The organism is Paenibacillus sp. YYML68 (assembly GCF_027923405.1).
In the GTDB taxonomy this organism is placed as follows: Bacteria; Bacillota; Bacilli; order Paenibacillales; family NBRC-103111; genus Paenibacillus_G.
Window position 1 is genome coordinate 321,065 of the sequence record NZ_BQYI01000001.1, and the last position, 13,849, is coordinate 334,913.

The window sequence follows — 13,849 nt, forward strand, 5'->3', positions numbered from 1 at the left end:
CATGGGAACATCTATATTGAACGTGATATACGTTAAATTCACGACTCCTGCACTTGCTCAGACTCTCGGTGCTTCCAGCTCGTGAATACGAGGGATAATGCGAAGCAGACGAGGATTAGCCCGAGGGTCCGAAATCCCCCGAAACTGAATTGCTTCCCCAATACGATACCGATTAATAACGATGAGAGGATCGCTCCTAAGTTCCTGGCTGTGCTGAACAGCCCGGAGGCTACACCGATGAGGGCCTGCGGGGAGCTCCGGAACAAGGTCGCTTGCAAGCTGACATTACTCAAGCCGTTGGCGATGCCGAACGCCGCTAAGCCCAAGCATACGCTGAGCAACGGTGAGGTTGGCGTCCATGTTAGAATCCAGGCTGCTCCTAAAGTCATCAGCATGGCAGCCAAACGTAACGCCGGCCGGGGCCCAGATCGGTCGACCCATCTGCCCGCAAATGGAGTTATCAGAAGCGAGCTCAAGCCTAACGTTAACATGAGAATTCCGGTATGGAGCTCACTAAGGTGACGAACCGTTTGTAAATAGGATGGAATTCCGAAGAAGAGCGCGTAAAATAGCACGTTCACCAGCATGAAATTGACATTGACACGTGTGATCGCTGGATAACGAGCCAGTGCTGGTAACGGAATAAAGGGAGCTGCTGCTCGTCGTTCATGTTGAATGAAGGTCCCCAGCAGAACAACGCCAGCGACAATGGCTGTGACATGAAGCCAGGAGACGTGCACAGTGGATTTGGCCGAGAGGAGTCCGATGAGCAGGGACACCAGTCCTGCTGTAAACAGCAAAATACCGAGCGAATCGATCCGATCCAGCCATTGGCGGAGGGTGAGGCGCTGTGCAACGGTGGACATGCTCTCATCCTTAGGAATGATCCAGTAGCAGAGCAGTAAGCTCAGCACGACAAACGGAACATTCACCGCAAAGATCGCGTGCCAATCCCACGTATAAATCAACATCCCGCCAATAAATGGACCAATAGCTGCGGCCCCGGATTGGAATACCGTCAATACGGAGATTGCTGTCGCCTGGTTCTCTTGGGTATGCGTACGAATAATGGCCATACCCGCTGTTAGCAGCATGCTTGTTCCAATGGACTGTACAATCCGACACACCAGGAGCCAGCCAAACGTTGGCGAGTACGGAGCGAACAGAGATGCGATGAGCGCGACGATCAGGCCGAGGAGGAAGATTTTTTTGCGGCCGAATAGATCACTAGCCTTGCCCATGACAGGATTGGCGATAGCACTGGCGATGTAGAAGGAGAATATAATCCAGGACACCATAGTAAAATCAAGCCGATACACGTGCTGCAGCCTTGGGATCGCGACAGCGACCATCGAGGAATTTAAGGGGTTAAGCAGCATTCCAAGTCCAACGGAAATCATGAGCCACCAACTGCGAGCGTTCATCGTATAGTCCTCCAACGTTGTTTAAGAATATCGTACTGGAAGGTGGATATATACTCCAACGCATTTTATACTATGATTACATGGATTCGAAGGAATAAGGGGGCGGGGATGTGGAGCTGCTTCAACTGCAATATTTCATTACTGTGGCCCGACTGGAGCACATGACCGAAGCGGCGCGTAGTCTGCATGTCACGCAATCATCCTTAAGCAAGACGATTCAACGCTTGGAGGAAGACCTCGGGGTGCCGTTGTTCGATCGAACCGGGAAGAAGCTGCGACTCAACGCATTCGGCAGTCAATTCCTTCAACGCGCGGAACGGGCCTTGTTCGAGCTGGAGCAGGGTAGGCAGGAGCTACGCGATATGGCGAGTCCGGAGTATGGGACGATTGAGCTGGCAGTAACGACAGCGAGCACGCTGCCGAATATTCTTCGAGCGTTTCGGGATAAGCGGCCTCATGTCCAGTTTCATGTGCAGATGGTCCACACCGAGAGAATGACAACACTTCTTCGTCGCGGCGAGGTTGACTTCTGCTTATCTTCACCGCCAGTTCAAGAGGATGATATTGAATGTCAGATCGTTCTTGTCGATCCGATCCTACTGGCCGTTCCCCAAGGGCATCGTCTGGCTAACCGAAGCCAGGTCTTGTTAACCGAGCTGAGGGACGAATGGTTTGTTGGTGTGAAGAAGGGCTACGGCGCTCGTGATTTCATCGATCAATTATGTCAGTCGGCGGGCTTCGAACCGAAGTTTGTGTATGAGGGGGATGAACCAGCCAGATTAAGCGCTTTAATCGAAGCTGGGGTGGGGATCGCCTTTATCCCAAGCTCAGCAAGAAATCCACGAGATCCTATCTGTTATTTGCAAATAGAGGAGGAACAGCTGGTACGGCAAATCGCGTTATGCTGGCACAAAAGTCGGTATCTCTCACGAGCTGCACAGGAGTTTCGTGAGGTCGTTATCGAATACTTTCGATCCACCAGCGACGAGATGAAAGGAACAACAGCCCGATGGTAGACAAGCTTAGAAGAAATAAATTGGCAATGCTGCTCGTATCGGCAGTGGCTCTTGCAACGGGTGCATCGGTGATGGTGGATACGGTGCAGAATGGGCAATATGCCGCAATACCCGCTCTACCCTCGGTCGCCGCTCCGGATCGTACCGGTGCTGTGCTATGGGCCTTGGAAAATGGACAGCCATTCGATCCGGCACAATTGGACAGCAGTATACAATTTATTAACGCACGGTATGACACCTCGGATTTCCGTATACAGAATGTGTTGCGACTATTATATAAGCATCCTGACAAGCTGGACCTTGCCACGCGTGAGCAGTTAAAGGATACGGTACTCCGCTTCAAATATTGGATGGATGAGCCGGGACAAGACAGCATGTGCTATTGGTCGGAAAATCATCAAATTTTGTTCGCGGCCGCACAGTACTTGGCAGGCCAGCTGTACCGTGACGAAGTATTCATGAATTCCGGCTTAACCGGGCAACAACTGATGGTAGAGGCAAGAGAGCGCATCATGTACTGGCTTGCCCAACGGTGGGAGTATGGTTTCTCGGAGTGGTATTCGAATGTGTACTACAAAGAAGATGTGGCGGCGATGGGCAACATCATCGAATTTGCAGAGGACGCGGAGCTCGTGACCAAGACGTCGATGATGATGGACCTGCTGCTCTACGACATAGCTACCCAGTCCTACAAGGGTACGATGGTAAGCACCTCCGGCAGAGTGTACGAGAAGCACAAGAAGGCAGGCAAAAACGCCAGCACGAGTGCGATAGCTGATTATGCGCTGGGCACGAACAGCTGGGGCAAGGACCCTAAGCTTACTACAGCAATTGATCATAGTCTGATCTATAATAACAACTACGAAGTGCCCCCTGTTATTAAAGAAATCGGCAATGACCCGGGTACCGCGGAGATCAAGGCATCGAACGGATTGGATGTCATGGAGCTTGCAGGCGAAGGTCTGATCGGGCAGAGGGATGACCAGATCATGATGCAATGGGCGATGGAGGCGTTCACGAATCCTCCTGTCATCACGAATTCGCTCGAGTATATCCGTAAGAACAACCTGCTGCATAATGCGTTCCTGCATGACTTCAAGGATATTAATTATACGCTGCTTGTTAAGCTGAACCTACTGCCGGTTATGAGTAAGTGGTTCAATCCGCAGACGAACGGTATTGCGATACAGCGAGCGAACACGTATACGTACCGCACGTCCGATTATCTCATGGCCACCGCGCAGCGTTACCATCCCGGCGAGTATGCCGATCAGCAGCACATTCATGTGACGACGCTCGGCAAAGACGTGAGCATCTTCCATACGCATCCCGCTGTGTCTAAGGGCAGTAAGAGCGGGGGATCGCCTGGCTACTGGGTAGGCTACGGACGGTTGCCGGATTCCGCACAGCATAAGAACATTAATCTGTCGATCTATGTATTGCCTGATCAGAAGGGGATGCTGGAGAAGAGCCTGCAGCCTTATACGCATCATTATTTGCCTGAGGATCAATTCGAGCAGGTCATCATTGACGATCGATATGCATTCGCGAAGCATGGTAATACCTATGTAGCGCTCATTGGATTGAATCCGCTCGGTTACGGTACTCCTAACGCCCAAGGTATCCATGACGACTTGCTGCAGGAGGGTCGAGAGACGTTCTGGGTCACCGAGGTAGGCACAGCTTCAGCCGACGGGACTCTCGATGAGTTCATGGCCCGGATTAAGGCCAATACCGTCACCTATTCGAATCAGCAGCTGACCTATCATTCGTCGGGGAACACGTTCCGTCTTGCCTACCAGTCCAGCTTTACGATCAACGGCCGCGATGTGGACACCAGCTATGCGAGAATGGACTCGCCGTATGCGAAGGTGCCTCGCAAGCCAACCCGTATTGACATTAGCTACAATGGCAAGAGCCTGCATCTCGATTTTGCCAACAATGTCCGAAGCTATTCAAACTGACAGGTCCAATTGACAATTAACAATAACTGGCGTAATATGACCTTAGTCAAATAATGACTACGGTCATTTTTTTTATGGAGGTGAGCGCATGCTCAGACAATTACGCAAGGAAGAGCTGAAGGAGCGCATATTCGAACAGGCGGTGCAGCTTTTTCATGACAAGGGGTATGAGCAAGTGACGGTACAGGAGATCGCCAGCCAGTGCGGGATCGCGAAGGGAACGTTCTTCAACTATTATGCGAAGAAGGAAGACATCTTATTGGATCTGGGAGAATCGCAGCTGGAATTGCTGGAGGAGAGCGTGGTTAGGCATCAGCATGTGGAGCACCCGAAGGAGCGGGTCCTGCTCGTGCTGAATGATCTGCTGCTTCGGTTCGCGGACAATAGTGAGCTTATGAAGCTGGCTGCTGTTGAGATGATCAAGTCGGCCTATCTGACCGAGAAGGAATCGAGAAGCGTGAGACAATTGCACGCCCAGCTCTCGAGCTTAATCGATCGATCGAAGGAGGAGGGGAGGCTGCGAAGTCGTTGGGAGACCGACGATATTGCGACCACCCTTGTCAGTGTGTACTTTCATACGATGATGTCATGGACGTTGCTGTCTGCTTCAGGTGCGTCCATTAGCGAATCGCTCGAGAAGCAACTGAACGTCGTCTGGGATGGAATTGATAGCATATAGCGATTATGGGGGGCGAATTACATGGTTACGACAATTGTCATCTTTGCTGCTGGTTGTTTGTTCGCGATAAGCTTGCTGCACATCTACTGGGCGTTCGGGGGGACGTGGGGGACGAAGGCTGTTATTCCCGAGGAGGCAGGTCAGCGAACCTTCACGCCAGGTCCGGCGGTTACGCTGCTAGTGGCGGCATTCGTTGCCGCAGCGGGCATCCTCCTGCTCATGGAGGCGGATCTAATTGCAAGGCTTCGTGGACTGGACTTCATCGTTCGGGCAGGCGCTTGGACGTGTGCCGCTGTATTCGCGCTGCGAGTCATAGGGGAATTTAATCAATTCGGCCTGTTTAAGAAAAAACGCCATACGACCTTCGCCCGCATGGATACGTTGCTCTATGTTCCACTATGTGCGGTATTGTCGCTGGCGTACATTCTAGCCATACAATTCTAGCGGACGGAATAGGAGGGGATGTAATGTCACGTACGGTACTTATTATCGGCGGGGGGATTGCGGGTCTCACCTGTGCGATCGCCCTGCAGCAGCTAGGGATGAATGTGCTGGTATACGAACGGGAGATGGAGCCGACAGTGGCTGGTGCAGGTATTATTATAGCGCCGAATGCGCTGAAGGCGCTCGAGCCTTATGGAATCGATCGTGAGATTCGGCGTGAAGGCATGCCCAGCGACGGCTTCCAGCTGTTAACGGATGCGGGGAAGACGATCAGCCAGCTATCCGTACCCTCCGGCTATGGTCGCTTATATGCGCTGCATCGCAAGGATCTGCATCAGATGCTTCTGTCGAGATTGAAGCCAGGGACGGTGGAGTGGGGGAAAATATATTCGCACCATGAACAGGCTGAAGGCGGAGTGCGCGTTATATTCCGCGATGGCAGTCAGGCGCAAGGAGAGCTCCTCATTGCCGCCGACGGCATTCACTCGGCTCTCCGCAAGCAGCTCTCCCCCCATACTGCCTATCGCTATGCGGGCTATACGTGCTGGCGCGGCATCGTCTCAACGGATGACCTGCCGGAAATATCCCATCATTTCATCGAGACGTGGGGAGCAGGAGGGAGATTCGGTATCGTGCCGCTGCCGCATCATCAGGTGTACTGGTACGCGCTAGTGAATGCGAAGGCGAACGATTCGCAGCTAGCGAGCTATACGGCTCAACACTTGCATTCGTTGTTCAAGGATTACCATGACCCCATCCCAAGTCTGCTGCAGAAGACGGCAAGCCGTGACATGATCCATCGTGATATAATCGATATTGTACCGATGCAGCGGTTCTATACGGACCGCGTTGTGTTCATAGGGGATGCCGCGCATGCCATTACACCGAATATGGGGCAGGGGGCGTGTCAGGCGATCGAGGATGCGAGCGTGCTGGCCGACTGTCTGCGTCGCCATGGGGATTATAGAGAAGCTTATGCCGCGTACGATAAGAGGCGTCGTAAGCGTATGGAGTGGATTTCGAAGCAATCGTGGTCGTTCGGGAAAATTGCACAAGCAGAAGGCGCTCTATTCATTGCTGCTCGTAATCAGCTGATGAGAGCTGCGCCCAAGGCGATGTACCGAAGCCAGGCGAAGAAGCTGTATGACGTTCACGTGTAATTGGGATACAAATAACTAGACAACGATGCCATTGACGCGACTGGAGATGAACATCATGAAGTCTATTGTCATCGATGATGAGAAGGCGATGCACCTGGTTCTGAAGCGGATGCTGGCTAAGATCGGACAGGTGGAGGTACTGGCCTGCTTTCAGGATACGGCAGCAGCCTCCGAATATATGAGTCGGCATTATATTGATCTCGTGTTTGTAGATATTACGATGCCGAAGGAGAGCGGGCTGGAGTTTGTCCAGCGTCTGCGGTTGGAGGGGAACGACACGAAGGTCGTATTCATTACGTCGCACAAAGCTTTTGCGCTGGATGCGTTTGACGTGACCGCCTTCGACTATTTGGTGAAGCCCGTTGTGTTCGAAAGATTGCAGCGTACAGTCGAGAGAGCGCGTGCGCTCTCATCGCTGCAGTCGCAGCCTCAGTCTCAGCAGGCAGCACGGACGCAAGCGGTGACAGCGGCTGCCGAGATCAGGTGCTTAGGCGGCGTAGATATGAAGAACGAAGCGGGAGCCAGGGTCAAGTGGAAATCCAGCAAGAGCGTGGAGCTGCTCGCTTATTTGCTGCTGCATCAAGATCGCCTCGTCTCGCGGGCCCGCCTGCTCGACGATATATTCGGAGATGTGCCGTATAAGAACGCGGCGACTTACTTGAACACCACGGTCTATCAGCTGCGTAAGGCGTTGGAGCTGGTCGGACTGCGAGGCTGCTTGCATTCCGATAATTATCATTTCTCCCTCCATGTAAGGGGCTCGTTCTGGGTTGACTTCATCGCGTTCGAGGAAGGCTGTACGAGGCTCGGGGCTGTCGATGACACGCAGCTCGAGGAGGCGGCTCAGCTAGAGCGGCTGTATGCTGGACCTTTGTTCGGAGAGCAGGGCTACGCATGGGCGTGGAGTGAGTTGCAGAGACTGGAGCTGATGTACGTGTCGCTGACCCAGCAGCTCACCGAGGCGTTGCTGCGTAGGGGCGACCTGAGCGAGGCGGTACGGCTGCTGACGAAGCTGGCGGCGCTTGACGAGCTGAATGAGAAGTCCATGATGCTTCTGATGACGGCGCTGGCTCTGCAAAAAAATAAAGAAGCACTGAGCCGGCATTATCAGGAATATACGGAGCATATGCGTAAGGAGTTGGGAATGGAGCCTTCGCATGAAGTTGTGGAATTATATGCTAGCCTGCAGGCGAAGTGCCTTTGATAACGGAATCTATATCGTTCAGGAGTCCTAAGTTGGGGCTCTTTTTGTCGTTTCTGTCATTTTGCCGTCATTGGCGTTCGTTATAATGAAGCGGTGATAAGATCGACATCCGTTGGGGGGCATATTGTGCATAATCATTACATTCGTAAGTTCGTTATATTGTTCATGATGATCAGTTTATTAGGTTCATCGTTCAGCTCGGCCGTGCTGGCAAGCACCGCGGACCGTTCGGACATTCAAGGACATTGGGCGCAGGAGCAGATTGCAGCCTGGATCGCTAAAGGTCTTGTGAAAGGGTACGACGATGGCCGCTTCAAGCTGGATCATCCGATTACAAGGGCAGAGTTCATAGTGCTTGTGAACCGAACGTTCGGATTTAGCGGACAGTCGGACATTTCGTTCACAGATGTGTCAGCCACTCACTGGGCCTATGCCGACATGGCGAAGGCGGTGCATGCCGGCTACATGACCGGCTATGCCGATGGCACGATCGGTGCGAGCGTGCCGATCAGCAGACAGGAAGTGGCTGTCATCGTCAGCAGACTGCTGAAGCTCGACACGACGCAGGCGAAGGTGGACATCGTGATCGAGGATGCGGCAGACATTGCAGCCTGGAGCAAGGGCGCGATCTATGCGGTGGTCGGCGCACAGCTGATGAAGGGCTACAGTGCTGACCATACGTTCAAGCCAGAGGCGCTCATTACTCGCGCAGAGGCCATTGTGACGCTGGACCGGGCAGCTGCATCGCAGACTGTCGCCTATGACAAGGCTGGTACATACGGGCCGGCAGAGGGCGTCGAGCACGTACACCGTAACGTCGAGGTTCATGCGCCGGGAGTTACGTTGAGGAACATGGTCATTAACGGGGATCTGCTGCTCGCTGAGGGGATCGGTACGGGCGATGCGTTCCTCGACAACGTTAAGGTGACAGGGAAAGTAACGGTACGAGGCGGCGGGGAGAACAGCATTCACTTCAACAACTCGGTGCTTGTGGATGTAGTCATTGATAAGCGAGCCGGGACAGGCATCGTCAGAATTGTATCTGAAGGCGCAACGACGGTGGCGCTAGTCGTCGTGAACTCTCCTGCAACGATCAATAGCTTCAGTACGACAGGGTCAGGCATTGGCAATGTTAATATTAGCTCATCCTTGCCTGCAGGCTCGAAGGTGAAGCTGCAAGGAACATTCGAGACGGTCAATGTCAGCTCCACACAGATTCAAGTCGACCTGCCGGAGGGAAGCATACAGCAGATTAATGTCGGTTCTGCGGCTACCGGATCATCGATCAACCTCGGTCAAGGGACGAAGGTGAACTCGCTCGTTCTGGATACGGTTGTAAGTATGCTCGGTCAAGGTACGGTTGTGGCTGCGAAGATCAATATGCCGGGTACGACGTTCGAGAAGCCGCCGACGTCGTCTAACGTGCCAGCACCGACTCCAGCACCGCCAGTAGCACCAAGTGTGCCGTCGAATTCAGGTTCGTCCGGTTCGTCGCCTGATTCCCCCCCACAGCACGCTCCGACAGCCTCCAGCGTATCGGTGAGCGGCGTGGTTACAGTAGGGGAGACGTTAACGGGAAGCTATGTATATGCGGATCAGGACGGCAACCAGGAGGCGGGCTCTACGTACCAGTGGTACCGTTCGGACGACTTGAATGCTACAAATCGTACGCCAATTCAAGGAGCAACGAGCACGGCGTACACGCTGCAGCAAGCCGACGTGGGCAAGTACATTACCTTCGAGGTGACGCCGAAGACGGCAACGGTGCCGACAACAGGCGCAGCGGTGGAGAGCACGGTAACTGCTGCTGTCGTGAAGGCACCAGCCGCTCCGACGGCAAAAAATGTAGCGATTAGCGGAGCCGCCGTAGAGGGCGAGACGTTGACTGGTAGCTATACGTATGGCGATGTGAACGGTGACGCAGAGGCGGGAACGACGTACCAGTGGTACCGTTCGGACGACTTGAATGCTACGAATCGTACGCCAATTCAAGGAGCCGTGAGCACGGCGTACACGCTGCAGCAAGCCGACGTGGGCAAGTACATTACCTTCGAGGTGACGCCGAAGACGGCAACGGTGCCGACAACAGGCGCAGCGGTGGAGAGCACGGTAACTGCTGTTGTCGTGAAGGCACCGACAGCACCAATAGCAATAAATGTAGCAATTAGCGGAGTCGCCGTAGAAGGCCAGACGTTGACTGGCAGCTATACGTATGGCGATGTGAACGGGGATGTAGAGGCAGGCTCCACGTACCAGTGGTACCGTTCGGACGACTTGAATGCGACGAATCGTACGCCAATTCAAGGAGCCGTGAGCACGGCGTACACGCTGCAGCAAGCCGACGTGGGCAAGTACATTACCTTCGAGGTGACGCCGAAGAATGCAATAGCCCCGACAACGGGGACTGCGGTGGAGAGCACGGTAACTGCTGCTGTCGTGAAGGCACCAGCCGCTCCGACGGCAACAAATGTAGCGATTAGCGGAGCCGCCGTAGAGGGCGAGACGTTGACTGGTAGCTATACGTATGGCGATGTGAACGGTGACGCAGAAGCGGGAACGACGTACCAGTGGTACCGTTCGGACGACTTGAATGCTACGAATCGTACGCCAATTCAAGGAGCAACGAGCACGGCGTACACGCTGCAGCAAGCCGACGTGGGCAAGTACATTACCTTCGAGGTGACGCCGAAGACGGCAACGGTGCCGACAACAGGCGCAGCGGTGGAGAGCACCGTAACTGCTGCTGTCGTGAAGGCACCAGCCGCTCCGACGGCAACAAATGTAGCGATTAGCGGAGCCGCCGTAGAGGGCGAGACGTTGACTGGTAGCTATACGTATGGCGATGTGAACGGTGACGCAGAAGCGGGAACGACGTACCAGTGGTACCGTTCGGACGACTTGAATGCTACGAATCGTACGCCAATTCAAGGAGCCGTGAGCACGGCGTACACGCTGCAGCAAGCCGACGTGGGCAAGTACATTACCTTCGAGGTGACGCCGAAGACGGCAACGGTGCCGACAACAGGCGCAGCGGTGGAGAGCACGGTAACTGCTGTTGTCGTGAAGGCACCGACAGCACCAATAGCAATAAATGTAGCAATTAGCGGAGTCGCCGTAGAAGGCCAGACGTTGACTGGCAGCTATACGTATGGCGATGTGAACGGGGATGTAGAGGCAGGCTCCACGTACCAGTGGTACCGTTCGGACGACTTGAATGCGACGAATCGTACGCCAATCCAAGGAGCCGTGAGCACGGCGTACACGCTGCAGCAAGCCGATGTAGGCAAGTATATGTTCTTCGAGGTGACGCCGAAGAATGTAGTAGCTCCGACAACGGGCACCGCGGCTGAGCAAGCTATGTTAAGCGCTGTGCGGGCGATGCCTGTCGTGGAGCTGGACCCGTCGCTGTCTAACTATATGCCGCTGCTTCGTGTAAGTCATGTCAATGCCGGCACACAAGTGAAGGTCTACAATAGTGGCAGCACAACGCTGGTCGGATCCGGAGAAGCAGCGGGTGCAACGGCTGCGATCGCGCTGGATGCATTGAGTCCAGGCGTACATGACCTCCAAGTGACGGTTACGGATGGGATGACAGGCGTAACCCTACTCTCTCAGACGCTCAATCACAAGGTCAGAGACATCCATATCACACCTGACCATCAGCTGTCAGCAGGAGCGGGTCATTTAGCTGTTCTGGCGACCGACGGGCAAGTGTACACGTGGGGAGCGAACTGGACTGGAGGCATTGGCGACGGTACGACTACCGCGCATCCTGAACGGTTCGCAGTGCCGGGCCTGCCTAGCGACATTATTGCGGTACAGGCCGGCTTCGACCACACGATGATTTTGACTGCACAGGGACATGTATGGAAGTGGGGCCGAGGTGCGGGAGCGACACCTGCGCCGGTCCAGGGTCTTGATCATGTTGTGTCGATCTCGTCAGAGGGCGGAACGATGGCACTGGCCTTGAAGAGCGACGGAACGGTATGGGCATGGAATTCCTATGGGGCACCGACGAAGGTCGAGGGCTTGGACCATGTGATTGCGATTCAAGGCAGATATGCATCGGCGTATGCGTTGAAAGCAGATGGAACCGTATGGGCATGGGGCTCTAATGATCAAGGGCAATTAGGCAATGGTACGACGGAGAGCGGCAATACGCCTGTTCAAGTAACTGGCTTAACGAATGTCGTGTCGATGCATATGGGCAATATGCACGGAGTGGTGCTGACAGACGCAGGAACCGTGTATACTTGGGGCTTCAACCTGATGGGGCAAGTGGGCAACGGCACGACTGAGAATCAGCTCGTTCCTGTGCAAGTACCGGGCCTGTCGAACATTGATCTAATCAGTGCAGGTAATTACTACACCTTCGCAAGAGATACGAACGGTCAGATCTATGCATGGGGCTACAATGGTAACGGGCAGCTCGGGTTCGGCCATTACAGTAACGTGGATACCCCTACCGTCATTAGCGGATTGACAGATGTCGTCGCGATTACGGGAGGCGGAGGCAATACGGCGATTGCGCTGAAGTCCGATGGTACGGTATGGACATGGGGAGATGGCGGCTACGGCACGCTTGGCGACGGTAGCACGGGTAGTCGTCTTGTGCCGGGTATGGTGTCTGACTTCAACTTATTCCCTGGTGTACCGGTCATTACATTAAATGCTGCATTATCCAACCATATGCCTGTAGTCGTAATCGGCAACCTCGTAGCTGGTCAGCAGGTAACGGTGTCAGACAGCGTCTATGATGCTGTATACGGCACAACCACTACAGTCGTAGCGACAGGTACAGCGGAGGGCTACAAGCTGACGCTGGCGCTCGATCCGTTGCGAGCAGGTGAGCATCTCATCACGGTGCAGGTGGTCGACCCGACAGGTAAGCATCAGACGTCTGTGCGGGAGTTGACGCATCAAGTCAACCCAGTAACGATCACTCCTCGCAACCAGCTGTCAGAGGGGGCAGGTCATATCGCCGTTCTCGCCACAGATGGGCAAGTGTATACGTGGGGGGCGAACTGGACGGGGGGCATTGGAGACGGTACAACGAGTGCGCGGACGGAGCGATTTGCGGTGCCGGGCTTGCCTAGCGATATTATCGCCGTTCAGGCCGGCTTCGACCACACCATGATCTTGACCACTCAAGGTAAAGTATGGAAGTGGGGCCGGGGAGCGGGAACGACACCTGCGGTCGTTCCAGGTCTGGATCATATCGTCGCGATCGGGTCTGAGGGCGGTACGCTGGCGGTAGCGCTGAAGAGCGATGGTACGGTGTGGGCTTGGGACTCTTATAGTGCGCCGACGAAGGTCGACGGCTTGAAGGATGTCATTGCTGTTCGGGGCTCCTATTCAGCAGCATATGCCTTGAAGGCAGACGGCACAGTGTGGGCTTGGGGCATGAACGACCGCGGACAATTGGGTAACGGTACGACGGATCACAGCAACACACCTGTACAAGTGATCGGCTTGTCTAACGTAGTTTCCCTGTACACGGGCAATATGCACGGAGTTGCGTTAACGAACGATGGAACCGTATATGCTTGGGGCTTCAATGAGATGGGGCAGGTGGGTAACGGCACGACGGCGAATCAGCTGACTGCTGTACAGGTGCCGGGCCTATCTCATATAACGATGGTCAGCGCTGGCGATTACAACACGTTCGCAAGAGATGCCAGCGGGCAGATCTACTCTTGGGGCTATAACGGTGACGGACAGCTAGGCTTCGGTCATTACAACAATACGAATACGCCAGCAGTAATTAGCGGCATGACAGATGTCGTGGCGATGACGGGCGGCGGCGGCAATACGACGATCGCATTGAAGTCCGATGGTACGGTCTGGACATGGGGAGACGGATATAACGGCCTCCTTGGCAATGGCGATCATAACGGACGCACCACGCCTGGTTCTGTAGATGGGTTCAATTTAATGCCAACGCCATAATTCATTTTC

8 protein-coding genes are annotated in these 13,849 nt (G+C 54.3%); 7 read left to right on the forward strand and 1 reads right to left on the reverse strand.

Going from position 1 to position 13,849, the window contains the following annotated elements; translation table 11 throughout:
• Nucleotides 1–38 precede the first annotated feature (38 nt).
• Nucleotides 39–1,424, reverse strand: a complete 1,386-nt coding sequence (locus PAE68_RS01530) for an MFS transporter (RefSeq protein ID WP_281883389.1) — start codon at nt 1,422–1,424, stop codon at nt 39–41.
• A 110-nt stretch (nt 1,425–1,534) separates the two neighbouring features.
• Between PAE68_RS01530 and PAE68_RS01535 the strand changes: the two genes are divergently transcribed.
• From PAE68_RS01535 to PAE68_RS01565, 7 genes are all read left to right on the forward strand, one after another.
• A complete protein-coding gene (locus tag PAE68_RS01535) occupies nt 1,535–2,440 on the forward strand; it encodes a LysR family transcriptional regulator (protein ID WP_281883391.1) in 906 nt (301 codons plus the stop codon).
• The gene (locus tag PAE68_RS01540) at nt 2,434–4,404 is read left to right on the forward strand and encodes a hypothetical protein (RefSeq protein WP_281883393.1); all 1,971 of its coding nucleotides are present in this window, start codon (nt 2,434–2,436) and stop codon (nt 4,402–4,404) included. The genes PAE68_RS01535 and PAE68_RS01540 overlap by 7 nt, the downstream gene beginning before the upstream one ends.
• Nucleotides 4,405–4,492: 88 nt before the next feature.
• The gene (locus PAE68_RS01545) at nt 4,493–5,083 is read left to right on the forward strand and encodes a TetR/AcrR family transcriptional regulator (protein WP_281883395.1); all 591 of its coding nucleotides are present in this window, start codon (nt 4,493–4,495) and stop codon (nt 5,081–5,083) included.
• 21 nt (nt 5,084–5,104) lie between these two features.
• Nucleotides 5,105–5,527, forward strand: a complete 423-nt coding sequence (locus PAE68_RS01550; protein ID WP_281883397.1) for a DUF3995 domain-containing protein — start codon at nt 5,105–5,107, stop codon at nt 5,525–5,527.
• 23 nt (nt 5,528–5,550) lie between these two features.
• Nucleotides 5,551–6,687 carry an FAD-dependent oxidoreductase gene (locus PAE68_RS01555; protein WP_281883399.1) on the forward strand — a complete coding sequence of 379 codons (1,137 nt, stop codon included), beginning with the start codon at nt 5,551–5,553 and terminating at the stop codon, nt 6,685–6,687.
• Between the two features lie 55 nt (nt 6,688–6,742).
• The gene (locus PAE68_RS01560) at nt 6,743–7,891 is read left to right on the forward strand and encodes a response regulator (RefSeq protein WP_281883401.1); all 1,149 of its coding nucleotides are present in this window, start codon (nt 6,743–6,745) and stop codon (nt 7,889–7,891) included.
• Between the two features lie 126 nt (nt 7,892–8,017).
• Complete coding sequence (locus PAE68_RS01565) at nt 8,018–13,840, forward strand: RCC1 domain-containing protein (RefSeq protein WP_281883403.1); 5,823 nt, start codon at nt 8,018–8,020, stop codon at nt 13,838–13,840.
• Nucleotides 13,841–13,849: the final 9 nt, after the last annotated feature.